This is a genomic window from Pseudomonas sp. LBUM1641 (genome assembly GCF_059716235.1).
In genome coordinates this window covers 195425-215149 of the sequence record NZ_CP166815.1, presented here as the reverse complement: position 1 = coordinate 215149, position 19725 = coordinate 195425, and the positions used below count along the sequence as shown (strand labels likewise).

Annotated in this window: 15 protein-coding genes and 1 pseudogene; 1 reads left to right on the top strand and 15 read right to left on the bottom strand. The window is 56.5% G+C overall.

Annotated elements, in window-relative coordinates; translation table 11 throughout:
* Nucleotides 1–153: 153 nt before the first annotated feature.
* The 3 genes from ACA046_RS00915 to ACA046_RS00905 are packed head-to-tail and all read right to left on the bottom strand — an operon-like array spanning nt 154 to nt 2174.
* Complete coding sequence (locus ACA046_RS00915; protein WP_459025174.1) at nt 154–945, bottom strand: hypothetical protein; 792 nt, start codon at nt 943–945, stop codon at nt 154–156.
* A gap of 52 nt (nt 946–997) precedes the next feature.
* Nucleotides 998–1444 (bottom strand): SMI1/KNR4 family protein, encoded by a 447-nt coding sequence (locus tag ACA046_RS00910; RefSeq protein ID WP_497675722.1) that lies wholly within the window; start codon nt 1442–1444, stop codon nt 998–1000.
* Between the two features lie 37 nt (nt 1445–1481).
* Nucleotides 1482–2174 (bottom strand): hypothetical protein, encoded by a 693-nt coding sequence (locus tag ACA046_RS00905; RefSeq protein WP_497675721.1) that lies wholly within the window; start codon nt 2172–2174, stop codon nt 1482–1484.
* A 390-nt stretch (nt 2175–2564) separates the two neighbouring features.
* Between ACA046_RS00905 and ACA046_RS00900 the strand changes: the two genes are divergently transcribed.
* Nucleotides 2565–2822 carry a hypothetical protein gene (locus tag ACA046_RS00900; RefSeq protein WP_497675720.1) on the top strand — a complete coding sequence of 86 codons (258 nt, stop codon included), beginning with the start codon at nt 2565–2567 and terminating at the stop codon, nt 2820–2822.
* A 156-nt stretch (nt 2823–2978) separates the two neighbouring features.
* On the opposite strand, the gene ACA046_RS00895 is transcribed toward ACA046_RS00900, so the two are convergent.
* The 12 genes and pseudogenes from ACA046_RS00895 to pgaC form a co-directional block, all read right to left on the bottom strand.
* Complete coding sequence (locus tag ACA046_RS00895; RefSeq protein ID WP_497675719.1) at nt 2979–3410, bottom strand: hypothetical protein; 432 nt, start codon at nt 3408–3410, stop codon at nt 2979–2981.
* Nucleotides 3411–3428: 18 nt separating this feature from the next.
* The gene (locus tag ACA046_RS00890; RefSeq protein ID WP_497675718.1) at nt 3429–3803 is read right to left on the bottom strand and encodes a hypothetical protein; all 375 of its coding nucleotides are present in this window, start codon (nt 3801–3803) and stop codon (nt 3429–3431) included.
* Between the two features lie 86 nt (nt 3804–3889).
* Nucleotides 3890–4144: a MafI family immunity protein gene (locus tag ACA046_RS00885; protein ID WP_057009905.1), complete on the bottom strand. Its 255-nt coding sequence runs from the start codon at nt 4142–4144 to the stop codon at nt 3890–3892.
* A gap of 5 nt (nt 4145–4149) precedes the next feature.
* Nucleotides 4150–4332 (bottom strand): annotated as a pseudogene (locus ACA046_RS00880) (hypothetical protein); the annotation flags it as partial.
* Nucleotides 4333–4546: 214 nt separating this feature from the next.
* Nucleotides 4547–4777, bottom strand: a complete 231-nt coding sequence (locus ACA046_RS00875) for a DUF8617 domain-containing protein (protein WP_497675717.1) — start codon at nt 4775–4777, stop codon at nt 4547–4549.
* Between the two features lies 1 nt (nt 4778).
* Complete coding sequence (locus ACA046_RS00870) at nt 4779–5966, bottom strand: CdiA C-terminal domain-containing protein (RefSeq protein ID WP_497675716.1); 1188 nt, start codon at nt 5964–5966, stop codon at nt 4779–4781.
* 456 nt (nt 5967–6422) lie between these two features.
* Entirely contained in the window at nt 6423–6704 is a 282-nt protein-coding gene (locus ACA046_RS00865; RefSeq protein WP_497675715.1) for a hypothetical protein, read from the bottom strand.
* 196 nt (nt 6705–6900) lie between these two features.
* Complete coding sequence (locus ACA046_RS00860) at nt 6901–7500, bottom strand: hypothetical protein (RefSeq protein ID WP_459025157.1); 600 nt, start codon at nt 7498–7500, stop codon at nt 6901–6903.
* Nucleotides 7497–15821 (bottom strand): two-partner secretion domain-containing protein, encoded by an 8325-nt coding sequence (locus ACA046_RS00855; RefSeq protein WP_497675714.1) that lies wholly within the window; start codon nt 15819–15821, stop codon nt 7497–7499. The genes ACA046_RS00860 and ACA046_RS00855 overlap by 4 nt, the downstream gene beginning before the upstream one ends.
* Nucleotides 15822–15852: 31 nt before the next feature.
* Complete coding sequence (locus ACA046_RS00850) at nt 15853–17577, bottom strand: ShlB/FhaC/HecB family hemolysin secretion/activation protein (RefSeq protein ID WP_497675713.1); 1725 nt, start codon at nt 17575–17577, stop codon at nt 15853–15855.
* Nucleotides 17578–17898: 321 nt separating this feature from the next.
* Nucleotides 17899–18381 carry a poly-beta-1,6-N-acetyl-D-glucosamine biosynthesis protein PgaD gene (gene pgaD, locus ACA046_RS00845; protein WP_497675712.1) on the bottom strand — a complete coding sequence of 161 codons (483 nt, stop codon included), beginning with the start codon at nt 18379–18381 and terminating at the stop codon, nt 17899–17901.
* The gene (gene pgaC, locus ACA046_RS00840; RefSeq protein WP_497675711.1) at nt 18378–19724 is read right to left on the bottom strand and encodes a poly-beta-1,6-N-acetyl-D-glucosamine synthase; all 1347 of its coding nucleotides are present in this window, start codon (nt 19722–19724) and stop codon (nt 18378–18380) included. Before pgaC ends, pgaD begins: the two co-directional genes overlap by 4 nt.
* Between the last annotated feature and the right edge of the window lies 1 nt (nt 19725).

The following is a 19725-nucleotide window of genomic DNA, read 5'->3' as shown; positions in this document are numbered from 1 at the left end:
GGCGATGACAGAGAAGAGGTTTTGGGGGCGAGGTTCACATTAATCCTTAATGTCATTTGAAAACGCTGCAGTCCATGCAACCCGACCGGTTGCGGGTGGGCGGGGTAAAGACAATGGGATATACAAAATGTTCAAGGTGCCCTGCGGGTTCGGTCAATAACCACCCGCGTCGACATCAGCCACCGCAAGCCACGCGGCGACCACCTGATCAAAAGCCTCATCACAAGCCTTTACCTGCAACTGGACAATTGCGCGTCTGGCATCGGCAATCGACCAACCCGCGGAGTTCAACGTCAGCCAGGCGCAATCAAGGCGCCCGGCGGCGATGAACTCATCGAACAAGGTCCTTTTATCCCGTAGCGGATCAAACCAGGCGGGCAGTCTCACACCGGGTGGAGTGGGCATGTCCCGATCCACGATTTCGAAGGAGCAACTGCACTTCCACCAGGCTCGTGAGGCATTCGACGGGTCAGGGAAGTCCCCGGAGTACGGTGTAACACTGTCGGGCATGCTGTGAAGCGGGGTCAGCGTTTTAAACAATTCGGCCTGCGCAAACCCCTTCGGGTCGTCACCGGTTTTCAACGACAACGCATCTAACTCAGCCAGGCAATCAAGCCCTACCGCGTCAGCGAACGCCTCAAGCTCCGGTGTGATGCCATCGTCCAGGCTCATCGACATCATCGCGATCACGGCGAACAACTGTGCGGGAGTCCTGGCGATTTCATAGGTCATGCCGTCGGCTTCGACATACATCTTCACAAAGCAGGGCTCGCGGTCCACAAACCAGTGTTTCCAGTAACCGATGTAAGTGGGGCCAGAGCCGTCGCTCCAGATGGGCGTAAGCGCAGGTGGGTGGCCGTACCAGCCTGCGGGAGCTTCCAGCGTGCAGATAGGCACCCTGATGGCGCCCTGCGCGCAGGCCAGCAGCGTATCCGGCAGGCTCAAGGCGCTAACCGAACAAACAGATTGGGCACATCACGCACGAGGTTATAGCGCTTCATACCTGTCTCCTTTTGATCAAATCTTTTACATAAGCCAGCTTATTCAAAATGAAGCTCGAAAAGTCTTCAGACACGACTTCAACCTCATCGATTTCAGCGTCCAGCTCAACGATCGCCCAATTGCTCCGAGTATCAAAAGCGTATGAAACCTCACAGGAGTCCCCCGCGAAGACATACAGCCCGGCATAGATGCCCGCGTCTGCATCGGCTAGAGCGGTATACCTTACCGGCCCATCACTCACATAGAGCGCACAGTCCAGCTCACCAAACCCAAAGGTGGCAAGGAACTCCAGATAGTCAGCAGGAACACCATTGCGACTCGCGGCATCCACCTCGCTCAGTATCAAGTCGACGTTATCTATACGGTCGCCAAAGTCCCCTTCATAGCCCACAGCCGAGGTTATCTCGCTGACCAACTGTCGTATTTCAAGTGTGTTTTCCATTGTCACTCTCCTGGTATTTCCTGATCTGCTCGCGGAGTTACTTGAGCTCTTTCACCAGATATCCACCGGAGATCTGCGTAATACCAGTCAACGCGCGGCGCAACGCCTCAGGATCAGTGCGATAAGTGAGCGGTGTGTAGCCGTAGACATTCTGACCATTGAACGGCGTGACCGTCTCCACCGTGCGCCAGAGCATCTCGTCGCCACGGTCCATGCGCGCCACGACGGTTAGCGTTGGGTAGACCACGCTGCTGAAACCCTGGGTCAGGCGAAAACCCCACTCGCCCACCGTCAGTTGAATCTGCGCATCGGCCGGCTCGTCGTCACCCACCACCCTGAGCGATGACGTCTTACCCAAGGCATCGATAAAGGCCTGCTTGAGCAACACGCCCAAGTCGATATTTTCGGCGTCCATCACCGTGAGGATCGCCGCCGGCGTCGACATCTCGGCCAGTTGCCCCGCCTTCATACCGGCGGCAAACCCCGCGCCGCTCAAGGCCGACGTGCCCAGCTTGGACGCACCGCTGGCCATGCCAACGCCCGCGCCGAGCCCGGCACCCAGGGCCGCACCCCAGGCTTGTTCACGGCCCATGTAGACCATGTTCTTTTCCCATTTCACGGGCAGCACTTTGACCGTCTTGACCTGCGCACGATGCTCGGGCGTGAGGGGCTGGCTGACGCAGCCGCCGAGGATGAGGGTGGAGAGGAGAATCAGGAGAAGGTTTTTCACATCAGTCCTTTAATGTTGGTGGTGGGTGGATGCGTTTAATCATCGGCAGTGTGTCGGCAATGGGGGTGAAGACATGAGGCATTGGGAGTGGGCCAGTACTTTGCTGCCTTGCGTGGGTTTGGGTGCGGGCTTATAGTCCGGGCCGTCGCCCACATGGCGATTCAGGTTTGGCGACCTGACAACAGAGCGCAAAAGCACCCCGCTTCTATGCAGGTGTTTTTGCACCCGCAAAGCTGTGCATGATATGGCGGCTGTGCGTGGGAGACCTTCGGGTCTGCCGGTTTACTCTGTTGCCGGTTCGCCAACCTGCGTACAGCTGCCACCCATTCGTTTGGCGATGAATGAGTGGTGGCTTAATCCACCAACAGAGTACTGACAATGAATCGATACATGCCCCTAACGGGCCACGACTGCACCGTCCCCGCCCTGCTTATCGACACCCATGCGCCCCTCGATGTCCTCCACGACGCCGCCGTGTACCGGATTCGCGCCGTCACCCAACTGCTGGAAAACCTGGCCTTCCGCGAACAGCTCAGCAGCAATGCTGTGGTGCTTCAAGACTTCGCCCAATTGCTGGCTATCCCGCTGCGCGATGGGTGTGATTTGCTGGATGTCATCAGTCGCCGGCTCAATACCGATCCATCCTGAGTAAAAGCCGGGCGGCCTGGGTGCCGCCCGATTTATAGTCGTAGACACGCTTAAGTGGTCAAAGGGGACGGATTTATTAAATAATAATCCATCTCCTTTACGCTCTTTACGCTCTCCAAACCTCTGAAAGATTCGTCGTGAGAACTTTTGCACCAATTAAACTCTCACTTTACGCAGCAAAATTTTACCATCTGAAAACTGAACCACATCATCTGTAACTGTTAGGCACTCGTTAGACTCAATCACACTAATCCCGCAGCCCCCAAAATCCAAATATACTCCAACGCAACCTTCATCGATAGCACTAATCCTGTACTCATATACTGACAAAACTTTCAAACCCAGATACTTATCCAACCTACTTAACGAGTTGATCGGGTACGCAAACTCATCATTTATTTCAGACAACCCCAGTAATTCAGGATCTGAATCTAGCTTTAAAAACCTTGACACACCCTCACTAACTGTTAGGGACACCCACCCAGAATTAGATAATTTAAAAAACAACACCAAAAACTCACAAACCAAATTTCCACTCATAAAAAATGAGCGAAATCTGACTTCGCGCAATACCTCATTGATCAGCACAGTTTTTCGCCCTCCACATTAAAATTTAGATGACTTCTCTGGAATCAATGTATCAAACTCGTACTTCCCATCTGGCAATACTCGCAGACTTACGGTGCTATTTGTCTTGGAGCTGTACACATGAATAAGATCATAATTTCCTCGCACAGTTGAGCTGGGGACCAATGGACTCACAGATGTAACGCTCTCTAAGGTTTCTTTAACCGTCGCTTTAGCCTGCTCTACACCGGCCCTGCTTGTTTCATAGGGTAGGCGACCCTCACCAATTTTTGTTCCCAGCTTTTTGTTGAGGTTAGCCGACTGTGATGCAAAGAAGTCATCTACCTCTCCAAAACCAGGAACCTTTTGAATACCTTTTGCACCAGCCTCCTTTACCGGGTGGGCATACGGCATTCCAGCCTCAGCATCCGGCGAGACTGTCGAGGTGTATGGCGCCTTTCCTGTGTCCAGCCCTTTTGCACCAACTAACTTCTAGCTCTTTACTGCTTCAACCCCAGCAGGTGCTTAAATGGCCCTTCATCCAAATCAAGCCCCATATCTAGAATCAGCAGAACAGCCTCTCTATATTCTTCGTCCGTTATAGAAATATCATATTCGCAAATATGATCGCACAATATCTCAAAGGCTAGGTTCTCTTCGCTATACGCGACATAATCCAAGGCGCCTTGGAGAAGATCGGAATTTAATCGACCTTCAAATTTTTTCCCAAACCTAATGATACGATCCGCAAACATAAATCCTACTTGATTGGTTTGTAAGGTGGAATTGGAGCATCATCAGGAAATGCAGTAACAACCTTTCCTGTAGCCGGCTGATATACAACTCGCATTCGTACGCCATCACGAGTTTCATAAGCGACCCATTTAGCAGCATCTCCTTTAGCTGTATAAGCGCCACCGGTTCCAGTTTGCGCGTACCACTTTGGGTTAAAGGGGACGGATTTATTTAATCAACTTATCTGGAGTTTATATATTTAAATAAATCCGTCCCCTTTACGTTAAGGCACCCGTAATATCACTATCCTTGAAATTATTAAGAATATTGTCAATTTTTCCGACAGCTCTTTTTTGGCCTTGACTCAGCGTAGCCAGAGTGTCTCCAGCCCCTTTTGCACCAACTTAACTTACAAAAAATAACTATTCCGGCATATATGAAATCGGGGAAACATCAAAGCCGTTCCAAAACACTAATAATCGCCCACAACAAGAACACTTAAGTGCACTATTCATTTCTCGATAAATAGCCTCCGCGTCAACGGAGCCTTGGAATTTTTCAAATCCATCATCTGAAATCATCAGCCATTCAATTGAATTAGGTATCTCACCAAAATTTAACTTATTACCACACTTGCAGAGAACTGATGGCATTTTATTTTCCTATAATAACGACATCATTAATATTTTTTGCACCTGAGCCGTTAACTCTACGCAGTACATCTCCTAATTGCTCTCTGGTAACGGAGCTTTTCGATAAATCTAGGACAACCCCCTCAGTCTGTGTATTTTTCTTCGCTATCGCAGAAATTATTCGGCCCGCGTTACCTGTTGTAGGCGTATATACATCGTAGCGAACACCGTCAACTAGAAGATCTGAAGTATTTCCTTCTGCTCGTGTACCAACAGGGCTGCGCAACTCAACTTTTTTACCTTGGGCCGCCATATAATATGCAGAATTTATCTCTGACTGAGTAAAGTTTCCATTTGGATCTATTCGAAGTACACCTTTTGTACCAGCCTCCTTTAACGGGTGGGCATACGCCATGCCAGCCTCAGCATCCGGCGAGACTGTCGAGGTGTATGGCGCCTTTCCTGTGTCCAGCCCTTTTGCACCAACACCTTCCGCCCCCGCCCGTGTAGCCCAACGCCCCGCAAACCACTCAATCGCCTTCCCACCAACCAGTCCGCCGGCAGCACCCGCCGCAGTACCCAATGTCATATCAAACAATCTGTCGCCCAATTGCTCGGGTGTGGAGAAAACCAGTTTGTCCTCAGCCCGGGCGATGGCTTGTGCCGGAATCGGGCCCGTCCACCAATCGACGCCATCCCTGGCCGACTGTGCGATGCCTGCGGGAATTTGGTCGTAATTGTTTATAAGACCTTCAAGCCCCGCCTTGAACCGCCCAGGAAATTCGGCGGCAAGGTCCACAACGTGACTGCCTAAAGCCTCCGCTCGGTAACCCAGTTCATTGGCGGGCTCGTAGCCCGTGAAGACCAGGTCCCTCGGATCAAGGCCATTGAAGCCGTCGAGCAGTGCTTCACGGTACTCACCTTGCGTCATTCCATCTCGCAAAACTGATAGCTGCAATGAGCGCTCAAGATCAAACATTCCAAGGTTTCTGGACTTATCAAGCTCGTCCATATCCCTGATGATTTTCTTCTCGCACGCACCCGCTCCCGCTCCGAGCGCACTACACCCAGCTCTCGCCTTGTCCGCATCCTCAATTTCACGGTGAGTCAGCCAGTTGTACGTCGAGGCTTTTTGGGCGATCTCCGAGCCCTTTTCAAGATCACCATCAACGGCTGCAGCTGCTAACAAGCCCGTCAGCTGCGACAGCATCAACGTGATGTCGTCATTACCGCGTGCTGCCCAAGCCAGCTGGTTGATCAGTGCCTCATTCAGTCCGGCAGCCGCAGCACCGGTTTTGAAGTCGCTGCCAGTCGCTTCGCTAGCAGGCCGCCCATTAAGGCGAGGAAATAGGCGTCAGGCCACTATTCTTCTATGTTTTTAAAGAGCAACTCTGCCAGCCTTAAAACGTGGTCTGACCCCTACTTTCTTTAATCGACTCATCTGGAATTTTTTGAGTTTAATACTTAAATAAATCCGTCCCCTTTACGCTCGTCCCCTTTACGCTCTAGAATTTTTTACGAATATGTTTAGTCAACCTAGCCAAGTCTTCAAAGGCAATAGAGCCAAACTCAGGTTCATACTTAGCAAGGTAGCTTTCAGAAGAGAGCCCTAAAGACTTGGCTTTAGCCTCTACCTCCTTAATATATACAGGCTCAATTACCCAATTCATGCCAGAGGACGCATAACGCTCAAACCTATCAGCACCCAAGAAATCAAGCCAACATAAGAACCAACCACCTCATTCAAAGTAGAGATAACATATTCATTTTCTTTTTCAAATCGAAAAGCTATATATGGAGGAAATCTTGAACGGTCCTCTCTTTCAAAATGATCACCCACCCAGACCTCTGGATTACGTTGCCTATACTTTCTCCACTCAAGTGCACCCAAGTCATGAAGAATATTTAGCAGCTCACCTTCCGAGTCTAAAATCCTAGTCACACCCATTACTTTAACCCCTTCAACTTATCAAAGATTGACACTCCGCCTGGGTTGATATTTTTAATATGCTGCTCCCAACCCCCTTTAGGGATAGGGTTGGACGATATCCGGGGTCAAAGGGGACGGATTTATTTAATCGACCCATCTGGAGTTTTTTAAATTTAATATTTAAATAAATCTGTCCCTTTTACGTCACTTTACGTCAATACATACGAGAGAAATGCTCATCAATAGAACTTCCAGACCAAAAACTCACATCTGAAAATTCCAGGCTATCAGAAACAACAACTATCCCCCTAAGCTCAAAAGGAATATCTTCTATACCAGCCTTAACGCTAGGGATTAAGTAGCGAAAATAGTCTCCCATTTTAGACTCTCCATCATAACCGGAAGGGAAGTCCTCCCCAGGCACACTACCTTCTATAGCATGGTATATATAGACACCTTTAATTGCTGGAAGGTTATATTCTGTCAGCCTGGCTTGAAGTGAAGATCGATCCGCTATCCATCGTTCCACTTCAGCCCTAGAGTCTAGGTGACGATATGCACAGGCAGAGTATAAATCAAGAATTGTTTTACCGTTTTTAGCTTTCGGATACTCTTCGTAATCACCAGACTCTTCCCACAAGTACTCACTTAAGCTATCAAGCTTCTGCTCCACAGCTGTAACTTCCAACAAAACCTTTGGTAACGATCCAAAACAGTTATTCACCATGACGGCAATAGCACCGGCTTTGTCCATCGCAAACCAAGTAACAATTTCTCCAAATCCTGGAACCCATTGTTCATCAATAACCATCATTTATTCCCCGGCCAAGTCACCTTACAATTCGGGCATGTTTCTATAATTGCTTTAGGGGTGTATCCACCTTCATCCCTGATGGTTTTAGGACGTAAAGCCTGTGTGAATTTGATATTTTCTGGATTCCCTCCTGACCTAACAAGCTTATCTACTGCTGATACCTCTGCACATGCACCAGCAGAATTCCTGCAAAAACTTGTTAATTCACCTATTTTCACACCAAGCTTGCTCTCAACGTAGCTAACTGTGCGGGGATCCAAGCTCTCAGCGGTTACCTTACCGGTGCTGCTACCCACAGCAATTTTACCGGTCACAGGGTCATAAGCCCCGATCATCGTGGCGACCTTAGAAGCCTGAGTATTGCTAGGAAATGCAAAGATCGCATCTAAAAGCTCTTTGCTTGCCTGGTCCGCAAGCTCATCTTTTGCTGGTACACGCAGTATATTTTTATCAAAAACGCTACCGCCCTCCCCGGCTATTTGTAACGTAGGGGGTGATCGGTCAGCAACGGATGCTTTGCCAATGCCTGAAGCGTTAGGATTCCTTACACCCGGCAAGCCCAAACTCGCCATCCCTGCAACGCCTAAGAGGATGTTGCCAGCGGCATTCCACGTATCGCCATTAATCGCTTGGTTTGCACCATAACCGGCCTGAAGCACACCGTTCGCCGCAGCAGCAATTCGAATCGATGCCCCTAACGGCCCTGTAAGGCCATAAATCGCTGGTCCACCGATGTTCGCGAGCCCTTGCTGCTCATTGTTGATTTGCAAATAGCCTTTAGCATCTCGGTATGTCAGCTCGTTCGAGCTTTTGTCTCTGCTCCACATCAACTGGTCTAAAGGACCAAGCCCAGCTCGGACTGAGTCCGCGTAGGCATTTTTCGCGTCGGTGGTACCCGCGTAGGAATACTCATAGTTCGGCGTAGGCCCATTTTTCAGCAGATTTGCCACGTCTGACTTTGCCTGCTGTTCGCCATGCAGAGTCAGTTGTTCATAGGTGTAGACCTGCAGGTAAGCGTTTAGCTCTGTTACGTCAGCCGCAGAGAGCGAGTAGGGGTCTTTTCTGTAAGCCGCCAGCAGGTTATCGCTACGCTGATCGGCCCCTTCCAGGCTTACCAGTTTTTGAGCAGCACTAATTCCTCGATCTTTCTCAAATGCCTCCCGAGCCCTATCCCGCTCAGGACCGGAATGATCGCCAAGAAAGTTGTACTGGGTAGCATTCTTGGCAATCCAACTGCCTTTTTCCAACTGACTGGCATCAACATCACCTTGTGCCGCCGCAGCTAAAACACCAACAATTTGCGAGCTCATGGTCAACAGGCCTTCATTGCCCTTGACCAAGTTATTCAGATCAACGACCAGCGCCTCAGAGGCACCTGCCGCTAGCGCACCCGTCTTGAAATCGCCGCCGGTTGCTTCGGCTAGCAGTCCTCCGACCATGGCATGGATCGCAATTTTTTGTACAGAGCCATCGGCGTATACACCCTTGGTGTAATCGCCCACTGCATTGAAGCTGGCAGCCGCCAACGTATTGAACAGCGCCCCTTTCAAGGCTTCGCTTGCACTTCCCCCTTGCCCCAATGCTTTGCTAAGGAGTGTGGATGTTCCTGCCTGTAAGGTTTGGTTAGCCGCAAACTGGCCCACTCCTGTCCATGTATTCAGCGGAGGGCCGACGACTTTGCCACCCGCCGAAGTCCATTCCGTATGAGTTCCTGTCCAGCCATCAAAATAGGCGGTAGTCAAGCCAGCGGTGGCACCCGCGATTGCGTAGCCTTTGATGGCACTCGAGGAAGTCACATCCTTGAGCACAGCACCAAGGTTGCCTCGATTGTTAACCACACTGACCGTTGCATTCGTTGAAGCACCCGTCGCAACAGCGCCTGCGACGGCGCCGACAGTGCCGCCGCCTGCAGCGGCCGCTGCCATAGGCCCAACCACTGCTGCCATCACAATCGCAATAATGATCTGCGAAGCCGGCCCCAACCCCGAGTTGCTGTACTTGAAGCTGTCGTGGATTTCCTTGACCTGACGCCAATCCACATCACCGCGCTTTTCCGCTTCCTTGATCCACGCCAACTGCGGATCCGCCTTGACCATCGCATCAATGGACTGGCTGACGGTTTGCTGGTTAACCTGGTTGATGTCGATTTTCAAACCATCGACGGCTTTGATTGCCACGTTGCCTTCGGCAATCAACTGGCTCTGACGCAGGGTTTCATCAGTATTGCCCTTGCCTTTGGAAGAGACCCAAAACGCATTGTTGTTAGTCTTCTCGTGGCTTTCCTGATGCAGGTCCTTTACCGCCTCAAAGGTGATGGCACCACCACTGTCCAGGGTGATGTCTTTCCCACTCTGAAGCTTGGCGAGCTGGTAAGTCTGATCACCACCGCTCTTAAGCACGAGGTCACCACCGGTTTTGATTTCAGTACCGACGTTGGTCACGCGAGTCACTTCGTCACGCTGGGTCTTTTTGTTGCCCCAACCGCTGACCTTTTTCATGTCATACAACGTATGCGTACTGTTCTCAGCCGCCAGCAGGTTCAACTTATCCCCGCTGTACAGATACGCCTCATTCCCCGCACTGATCTTGCTCGCCACAATCGTAGTGTCGCGCCCGACCTGGCTCTTAAAGTCCGCGCCCGCCGTCAGCACACTGGCCAACTGCGTGGTCTGCTCATCAGCCGTCTTGATGCGTTTTTTACCGTCTTTTTCTTTGCCCTCGACGTTGTGCACATCGCTGACAGACGCAACGTTAAAGTCGCGCCCAGCCTGAATATTCAGGTCCTTACCGGCAGTGGCGGTGCTGCCAATAATGTTGACGTCTTGCCCGGCCTGCATGTTGACGTTGCCGCCCGCCGTGACGCTGGCGGCGAGGTTTTTGACGTCGGTGGTGATGCTGGATTTGTGCCCGCCGTCGCTGAACTCGTGTTTCACGCGCGTATCGCTGGCGGCGATGAGGTTGAGGTCGCGGCCGGCGGTCAGGGTGGCGTCGTTGCCGGCGGTGAGTGCGCCACGGTTGGTGAGGTCGCGGCCGGCGTCGATGGCGAGGTTGCCACGCGCGGTGATGGTGCTCGCGCCAGCATCGGTAAGGGTGCGCATGCCAGCGCCGTCACGTACCTGGATCGCGGTGTTGTCGTTGGTGATGTCGCCTTTGAGGGCGGTAAGGCTGACTTGATTGCCTCGAATTTCGCCGCCCATGGCGTTGCGGATGCTGTCTTGGGCCAGCAGGCTCAGGTTGTTGCCGGCTTCGATCAGGCCGCCGTTGTAGAGGCTGCCGCCACTCGCGGCGCTGAGGTTGTTGCTGGCGCGCAGGGTGCCGACGTTGATCAGGTCACCGCCGGTAACGAGGTTGAGGTCACGGCCCTGGATCAGGCTGTTGCCGCGTACGTTGCGCGATTCGGCCTGGGCCAGGTAGAGCACCGGCACGAGGACGGTTTGGCCGTCGACCACGCGGTTTTCCATCCACACGATGTCGTGGGTCAGGGCGCCGACTTGCTGGCCGGTGAGGGACACGCCGACGCTCAGGCGCAGGGCGTCTTTGCTGGCGAGGGCGTTGTCCATCAGGTAGCGGAATTGGTCGGCGTCGCTGAGCAGGCCACCGGCGAGGAAGCGTTGGCCGGTCTGGGCGAGCACCGCGTCGCGGATCAGGCGGGTTTCGTACTGGCCGTCACCGAGGCGGCGCCAGGCGTTGTCGCTGTTGAAGCCGAGTTTGCCGAGCATGTAGTCGGAGCTGAAGAAGCCCGATGCAGTGGTGAACTCGGGGTTGGTTTCGATCAGGTAGTGGCTGGTGGGGTCGGCGTTCTTGACGAACAGGCCGTACTCGCCCTTGGGCAGTTGGAAGGTGGGCGAAGTGGTGGGGTCGACCGGGGCGAAGGCGGTGCCGGTGTAGTCCACGGGCACGAAGCCGCCGCCGGGGGCCACGCCCACTACAGGCAATACGCTGCCGGGCGCCTGAGCGCTCGGGTCGTTGGCGTGTTTGCTCAGGTTGATGTTGATGCCGCCGACGGGAATGCCGGTCTGGTCTTCGCCGAGGGTGCCAGTGAGTTGCGCCAGGGTGTTTTCGTGCAGGGTGCCGTTTTGCAGGGTGCGAGCAACGTTGAGGTTGACCGTACCGCCGGCTTGTAGCGTGGCCGCGTAGCCAGGGCCTCCGTTGTCGGTCCAGGTGGTGACATTACTGACCTCGGCAAAACGGTCATCGGAAGACCGCGCCTTGAGTGCTTCAAACCGCGCCAGGTCGAAGTTGCCGGCGGCGACGGCGGCATTGAACGCTGGGACGTCACGAAACTCCATCTGGTCCCAATAATCGATGTCGATCCTTTTGGGTGTACCCACGACGATGGTGTTTTGGCCGGTGCGGGTGCCCGCGCCCTGATTGAGCAGGTCGTTGGCGGTGATGCTCAGGTTGCCATTGGCCGCCAGCAGGCTGTAGCGGTTCTGGACGTTATCGCCCTGGATCAGCAGGTCTTTGCCCGCCACCAAGTGCGCAGAGGCCGAGTCCTTGATCGCGGATTCAAGGAAGGTCTGGTTAATGGTGATTTGACCGCGCTTGAACGAGTCGTGCCCGCCGCAGTGCTGGCCGCACTGCCAATTGAGGCTGCCGGTGGTGACGGTCTGGCCCAACTCGAATTCAGCCTTGGCGTTTTCCACGAAGGCGGCGTTGATGCCGATATTGCCTTCGCTTTCCACAGTGCCGGAAAGGTTGCTGAAACCTGCCGCGCGTGCGCCATTGACGGCGGCAAAGGTCAGGTTGCCCTTAGTGTAGACATCACCGTAAAGGTTGCTGAAGCTGTTACCGCGCAGGGTAAGGTCGCCGCCGCTGAACAACAGCGTGTCGGCCGCATTGGTGATGCCGTTGACCGCAGTGAGGTTCACCGCGCCCTGGGCACCGAGGGTGCCACGGTTGTCGATTTGCGCGGCGGCGATATCCAGTTGCTGGCGGGCGGTGAGGAAACCGAGGTTGGCCAGGGTGCCGCTGAGCGTCAGGCGCGCATTGGTTGCCGCCAGGCGGCCGCCGTTCTGGTTGAGAGTGTTCGCGGCGACGGTGAGGGTTTGCAGGGCCGATACGCGGCCACTGTTGGTTATATCGCCGGTGGTGATGCTGATGTCACCGTCGCTGAGCAGCTCGCCGCCGTTGTCGAGGCTGGCCACGTCGAGGATCAGGCCCTTGCTGCTGGCCATGCGGTCGCCGGCCTTGAGGGTCAGGCCCTGGCTGCTTTTGTACGTGAGCACTTCGTTCAGTTGCAGACGGCCCAGGCCGTCGACGCTGCCGAATGCCCAGTCAGCGGTACCCATGCCATTGATGTTGCCCTGGCTGCCGGTGAGGCTGGCGGTGTTGATGCGGAACAGGCCGTTGCCCGCGTGCTGCAACTGGCCACCCTGGTTATTCAGGTGCGTGGCATCGAGGCTGAAGGCTGTGCTGCCGAACTCGAGGGTGCCGTCCTGGTTGTTCAGCGTGCCGCTGAGGTTGAGGCTGCTGCTGGCACCGGCCAGCGCACGCAGTTGCCCGCGTGCGCTGTTGTCGAGGTTGCCACCGTTGAGGGTCAGGCCCTGGTTGGCTTCAATCAGGCCGCCTTGGTTGGTGAGCGTGTCGCGTGAAGTCAGGTTGAGTTGGTTGCCGCTGATCTGGCCGCCCGCGCTGTTGTTGAGGGTGTTGCCAGTGATCGTCACCTGTTCTTTACCGAACAGCTTGCCACCTTGGTTGGCCAGGGCTTCGACGGTCAGTTGCAGGTTGCCCACCAGGCTGGCCAACGTGCCGTTGCTGGCGTTGTTTACGCTGTCGGCGTTGACGGTCAGGGTGTCGCCTTGCACGGTGCCGCCGGTGTTATCCAGGCTGCCGGTATCCAGTTGGGTAGATGCGCCGCCGCTGAGCATCAGGCCTTTGCGGTTGGTCGCGTCCTGGCCGCTGTAGCTCAGGCCCTGGTTACCGGCCAGCAGCTGGCCGCCATCGTTGTTCAGGTGCTGCGCGGCGATGTCGAGGCGCTTGCCGCGCAGGGTGCCCCCGCTGTTGTCGAGGGTGGTGAGCGCCTTGACCAGCACGGCTCGCTCGCCTGCGTCGACGACACCGCCTGCGTTGGTCAGCAGGTCGCTGACGTTGAGGGTCACGTCGCCGCCATTGCTGACCAGCGAGCCTTTGTTGCCGTTGTTGAGGCTCTGCGCGGTGACGTCAATCGAGGTGCCGATCAGGATACCGGCGCTGTTGTCCAGCCGCTCGCCTTGTACCTGCAACAGGCCTTCACTTTGAATACGGCCTTGGGCATTGAGCAATTGGCCAGGGCCTTTGAGCAGCAGGCTCACGCCCGGCGCGCCACCGGCCAGCAGGCCCGCGTTGCGGTTGTCGAGGCCAGAGGCGCGCACGTCGAGTTGGTCGCCCACCACGCGCCCGGCGCGGTTGTCGATGTCACCGCCAGTCACGTCGAGCAGCAGTTGTTTGCCGACGATTACGCCGCTCTGGTTATCCAGGTTCGCCGCGCGCAGCTCGACATCGCCCTGCCCGGCCTGCAAGCGGCCTTGGGCATTATTGAGCTGTTGCGCGGTGACGAGGGTCAACTTGCCGGTGTTGGCGCTCAGTACGCCGTTGGCGTTGCTGCTGAGGCTGCCGGCGTTGAGGTTCAGGTCGGTGCTGGCCTGGGCGAAACCCTGGCTGTTGTTGAACCCATTGGCGACGGTGAGGTTCAGTGCGCCGTTGTCGGCCTGGATCAGGCCCTTGAGGCTGTTGTCGAGGTCGCTGGCGTTCACCGTGAGGGCGCCGGCAATCAGCTTGCCGTTCTGGTTATTCAGGCTGCCGGCGTTGACGGTCAGGGCGTTGGCGATCACTTGCCCGCCGCTGTTGTTAAGTGCGGCGCTGGTCAGCACCAGGCTGCCGCCGGACATTTCGATGCGGCCTTGGCGGTTGTCCAAAGAGGCGCTGTCGAGGGTAGCGGCCTGGCCTTCACCGAAGCGAATCAACCCGCCGAGGTTGACGATCGCCGGCGCGCTGATCGCCAGGCTTTGCTCGCCGTACACACGGGCGGTGGCGCCTTGGTTGGTCAGCCTGGCGGTGCTGACGCTGACGGTTTTGCCCTGGATGATGCTGCCCTGGTTGGTCAGCGCCTGCGCGGCGGTGATCGCCAACGCGCGGCTGGCCAGCAGGTCGCCGCTGGTGTTCACGGTCTGCGCGTTCACCACCAAGTCGCCGGTGGCATTGCGACTGTTATCTGCCTGCACGCCCGCTTCGATGATGCCCGGGTTGGTGACCTTGATCGCGTTGAGTTCGATGCGCTGACCCGCGGCCAGGCTCTTCTGGTTGACCAGTTCTTCGGCACTGCTCACCTGCACATTGCCGGTGGCGTAGACCTTGTCGGTCAGGTTCACGTTCTGCGCGGTGACCTTGAGGTTACCGGTGGTCGCCGTCTGCGCCATGCTCAGGTGCCCATTGGCATCCAACTGGATATCCCCACCACTGGCGGCCAAGGTACCGTCGAGCTTCACGCCTACGCCGGCTTCAGTGCCCACCAGTTTGATCGCACCGGCGTACATGCCGCCCAATGCCGAGGAATCGATGGCCAGCTCTGGCTTTGCGCTGCCGTCATCGGCACGCGCGGTGGCTTTCAGGCTTTTGGCATCGACGTCGTTACGCCCGGCAATGACGGTCAATTCCCGTGCGTTGATCTGCGCATTGATCTTGGCCGAGCGGGTGATGATCTCGAAGCGGTCGACGTTGCTGGCATTCAAACCTTGGCCATCGATGGTCACGGCGCCGCCGTCAACCTGATAGCGCTGCAACTGGCCGCTCGCGTCGAGCACCGGTTTGCCGGTGGTGAGGGTCACGTTGGGGGTGTTGATAAAGCCGCAGCCGCTGCACGTGACGCCGTACGGGTTGGCGACGATGACTTTGGCCGACTGGCCCGCCACTTCGGTGTAGCCGCGCAGTTGGCTGGGGCTGCCGCCGTTGACTTCGTTGAGGATGACGCTGGCCGCGCCGCCCTTGAGGTTGGGGTTGCCGACGATGTAGCCACCCAGCTGGGTGTTCGTCATCGGGCCGTTGGCGTTGTTGAGGATCACGCCGTTGGGGCCGACGTTGTAGTCCTTGAATTGGTTATGGGACAAGCCACTGCCATTGGGGGTGGCGATGTTCACCACCGGTACGCCATTGCCGGCCTGGCCGACGGTGGTGCCCGGCGCACTGACCACAATGCCTTCGGCCTGGGCCAGCAGCGGCTGCCAGAACAGCGCGTTGGCCAGGATCAGCACCAAACCGCGCTTGGGCAGGCCGAAGAACGAGTCTCGCGGTTTCAGCGCAGCAGAAGGTTGGCGGGCCAGAAAGGCAAAGTGGCGAACATCCATTGTCATATTCTCGATGTAACGGGGCGTTGAATTACAGGAAGAAATCCATGCGGAAGTAGATCGGCGCTTCGCGCTCGCTCATCACTGCCGGGCGTTCCAGGGAATGGGCAAAGGTCACGCTGGTGCTGACGTATTTGCCACGGGCGAACAGCTCCAGGGAGTTGCTCGAGACCCGGCCATGCAGGTTGTCGTTGTAGCGGTCGTTGCGGATAACGCCCTGGTCATAGCCGACGCTGGCACCGTATTCGGCGAAGGCCGGGCGCAGCCAGCTCAAGGTCACCGGACGGGCCCAGCGCACGTCATTGCGCCAATAGCCGCCGCTGTCGCCGGTCAGTTGCTGGTCCTTAAACCCACGGATCGACGACGAGCCACCCAGGCTCATGCGCTGGGGGCTGTACAGCACATCCTCACTGCGCTGACCGGTAGCCAGGCTGGTGAACGTGAACGACTCGCCCCACAGCGTGAACGGTTGCAGGTAGCTGACGGTTGCGGTGTATTTGCGGTAGTCGGGAGTTGGCGTGAGGTTGCCCAGGCGGTCGCGCTGTTGGTCGTTGCGCTGGGCATCGAAAGCGCCGATGCCGTTTTGCACGCCCAGGTCGAGGTTGACGAAGGCATTGCCGATGCGGCGGCCGTGGTTGATGCCCAGTTGCAGTTCGCTGAGGCGGTTGCTGCTGGGCTCGGTGCGCACGTCGAGGATGTAGTTGTTGGTGCGCAGGTGCGACAGGCTGACGTTCACCGACGTCTTGCTCACATCGTCACGATGGATCACCCGCTCGGCGCGCAGTTGGTGGTTTTCGTTGTCGCCGTTCTGCTTGAATTTAAAGTCGTTGGTTACGCCAAAGGTGCGGTAATCACTCTCGCTGTAGGTGTAGCTGAAGTTCCACCAGCCCCACGGCACGTTGTAGTAGAGCATGGTGTTTTTCGAGGTTTTCTGGTGGTCGCTGACGGCATCGTGGCCACCACGCAACACCAACTGGTCGGCCAGGCCCAGGGGGCTGTCCCACTCAAGGCCGGCGCCCCACTGTTGTTCGCCGGTGCTTTTCTGCCCGTCGTTATTGCGTGACAGGCTGGCGCGCCAGGGTTTTTGCGGGACGTTCTTGACCTGCACTTCACTGCCGCCCACCTGGCTGCCGGGAGTCAGTTCCATTTGTGCCTGCTTGGACGGCAAGCGGTTCAACTGGTCCACCAACTGCTCGATTTCCCGCAGGTTGAGCTGCTCGCCAACCTTGCCGGGAAAGGCCATGGCCAGCTCGCGTTGGGACAGGTTGCTGCCGTCGGCGCCCTTCAAGCCTTCGAGTTTGCCTTCCACCACCAACACCTGGAGGTGGCCGGTGGACAGGTCCTGCTGCGGCAAGTAAGCACGGCTGGTGACCATGCCTTTGTCGATGTAGTAGTCGGTGATCGCCTTGAGCACTTGATTGAGCTGAGAGACGCCCAGGCACTGGCCGATATAAGGCTTGAGCAGACGCTCGCGGTCCGACGCAGGCAGGCTGTCGGCGCCCTTGAGTTCGATGTCTTTGATCGGGAAGCAACGGGTGTCGGCCGGGGTGGCAGGCGCTTCGGGCTTGGCTTCTTTGCCGGGCAGTTCCTTGAGGTCTTCAAGGCGCCGGCGCTGTTCTTCCAGCAGACGGTTTTGCCGATCACGGATCAGGTCCTGATCGCCAGGCGTGGGCGCAGCCGTCGCACTATTGAGTGCGAAGCAAGTCAGCAGGCAAACGCCCAGCAGCAGCCGAGTCCGTGGCAGTAATAAAGACATGTTCGATCCGTCGAGAAAGCGGGGGCCGGCAAACTAACCTCGAACTTCCGGTCGGCCAAGAATCTAACTTAGTTGGAAGTTATGTTTAATAGGCCTTTAAGTTGCTGATTATTAACAATAAATAAATCATGCAACGCTTAATCGCTTGCAATTGGAATTTTTATTCCGACAAGCGGTAACAGTATTGATACAACTTCGGCTAAGGGGCTTACAATTGCTATTACTTAGCCATCAATCCCGTATCACGACTGGTTAGTAGCCAAAAAACCGGAAAAGTTCGCGGCTACTTTGTGAATTGGATCCCACTTTTCGGCATTCAGGTTAACCGACCTCTTTCGCCCGCTCCTGCCCCGGCACCAGCTTCAACCCTGGCCGCTCCACATGCCGGGATACGTGCGCTGTCACTTCCTGCACGCCACCTTCATGGTCGTTATGAATCACCAGCACACCCGGGCGGCGCAGTTGCTCCAAGTCACCTTCCCCCAGGCTGAAACTGTGGCTCAAACGCTGGTCGCTCAAAGCCTTGGCCGCCGAGCGGCGCTGGGCAAAGCGCTTGCCGCGTTGCTGCTGGTAACGCGCCCAACCGATCAGTACCACCGCGTTGAACACAGCGATCCACAGGTAGATCTGCAAGGTGTCCAGCATGGCAAAAATCGGTGCTTCGATGCGCGGGCCGCCATGGCTGTCGAGCATCGGCACCATGCCGCGCACCAGCAGGAGGATCAGCCCGGCCCAGGCCAGCAAGGTCAGGAATACGTCGATCGCCCACATCACCGGGCGCTGTTGGGTTCGGATCAGGTTCATGGTTGCAGTTCCTTGGTGGGGGCTTTGATACCGCGATCCGGGCTGACCCAGCGCGCGCGTTTCTGGTGTTGCCGAAACAACACTTTGGGGAAGCTGACCAGGGTGGTGAACAGGCTGACCAGCCAGAACACCAGCGGGTACCAGACGGTCCAGAACAGGGTTTTCCACAGGCCCTTTTCATAGCGCCGGTCGATCATGATGCTCACCGCGAATTGCACCAGGCACACCACTGCCAGCAACAGGCCGGTGAAGGCCGGCGGCATCAGCGAGTCGACGGCGATGGCGGCGGGCAGCGTCACGAATTTGCCCACGGCCCAGAAGATCACCGAGAGCAAAAAGGTGAAGGCCCAGCCGGTGGACAGGCAGTACTCGAACAGCAGCGGCCACAGGTAGCGATGGCGCCATTGCCAGATGCCCCGGATATTCTTGAACAGCACTTCGGCGCCGCCCTGGGCCCAGCGCAGGCGCTGCTTCCACAGGCCGCCGAGGGTTTCCGGCATCAGGATCCAGCACAGTGCGCGGGGCTCGTAGAAGATGCTCCAGTGGTCCAGTTGCAGCTTCCAGCTCACGTCGATGTCTTCGGTAATCATGTCGGTGCTCCAGTAGTCGACCCGGTCCAGGGCCGCCCGCCGAAACGCCACCACCACGCCGGAGACGGTGAAGATCCGCCCGAAGACCCGCTGGGTGCGCTTGATCAAGCCGATGATCGAAGAGAACTCGCCTACCTGCACCCGGCCGATCAAAGTCGAGCGCGTGCGAATCCGCGGGTTGCCGGTGACGGCACCGAGGCGCGGGTTGTCGAGCATCGGCGCCACCAGGTACGCCGCAGTGTTCGGCGAGAGCAACGCATCGCCGTCGATACACACCAGGTATTCGCTGCGCGCTGCTACCGCGCCCATGCGCAAGGCCACGGCCTTGCCCTGGTTTTGCGCCAGGTGCAGCACCCGCAGGCGCGGTTCTTTCAGCGCCAGCGCATCGAGCACGGCGGCGGTGTTGTCGCTGGAGCCGTCGTTGATCGCGATCACTTCAATGTTGCGGTATTGCTGGGCCAACGCGGCGCCGATGGTCTCGGCGGCGTTGTCGCCTTCGTTGTAGCAAGGGATCAGGATCGAGATCAGTGGCTCACCGGCCAACACCGGCTCCGGGGTGTCATCCGCCCATGGCCAATGGCGCTCCCAGTGCAGCCAGAAGTACAGGCCGCCGGCGATCCACAGGCCAGACATGAAAAGCGGATAGAAGAATACGAAGTCCATCAGGAACTGCCCGGTGACCAGAAAGATCAGGCCAAGGGGCACACCCAATACCAACGACAAAACGATAAGCGCAAGGATTCTGTCGAACATG

Bases quoted from the DNA above. Each gene is read 5' to 3' on its own strand.
- ACA046_RS00910 (WP_497675722.1), bottom strand. From the start codon at position 1,444: ATGGAAAACACACTTGAAATACGACAGTTGGTCAGCGAGATAACCTCG.
- ACA046_RS00900 (WP_497675720.1), top strand. From the start codon at position 2,565: ATGCCCCTAACGGGCCACGACTGCACCGTCCCCGCCCTGCTTATCGAC.
- ACA046_RS00890 (WP_497675718.1), bottom strand. From the start codon at position 3,803: ATGCCGTATGCCCACCCGGTAAAGGAGGCTGGTGCAAAAGGTATTCAA.
- ACA046_RS00885 (WP_057009905.1), bottom strand. From the start codon at position 4,144: ATGTTTGCGGATCGTATCATTAGGTTTGGGAAAAAATTTGAAGGTCGA.
- ACA046_RS00875 (WP_497675717.1), bottom strand. From the start codon at position 4,777: ATGCCATCAGTTCTCTGCAAGTGTGGTAATAAGTTAAATTTTGGTGAG.
- ACA046_RS00870 (WP_497675716.1), bottom strand. From the start codon at position 5,966: ATGCTGTCGCAGCTGACGGGCTTGTTAGCAGCTGCAGCCGTTGATGGT.
- ACA046_RS00865 (WP_497675715.1), bottom strand. From the start codon at position 6,704: ATGGGTGTGACTAGGATTTTAGACTCGGAAGGTGAGCTGCTAAATATT.
- ACA046_RS00860 (WP_459025157.1), bottom strand. From the start codon at position 7,500: ATGATGGTTATTGATGAACAATGGGTTCCAGGATTTGGAGAAATTGTT.
- ACA046_RS00855 (WP_497675714.1), bottom strand. From the start codon at position 15,821: ATGGATGTTCGCCACTTTGCCTTTCTGGCCCGCCAACCTTCTGCTGCG.
- ACA046_RS00850 (WP_497675713.1), bottom strand. From the start codon at position 17,577: ATGTCTTTATTACTGCCACGGACTCGGCTGCTGCTGGGCGTTTGCCTG.
- pgaD (WP_497675712.1), bottom strand. From the start codon at position 18,381: ATGAACCTGATCCGAACCCAACAGCGCCCGGTGATGTGGGCGATCGAC.
- pgaC (WP_497675711.1), bottom strand. From the start codon at position 19,724: ATGTTCGACAGAATCCTTGCGCTTATCGTTTTGTCGTTGGTATTGGGT.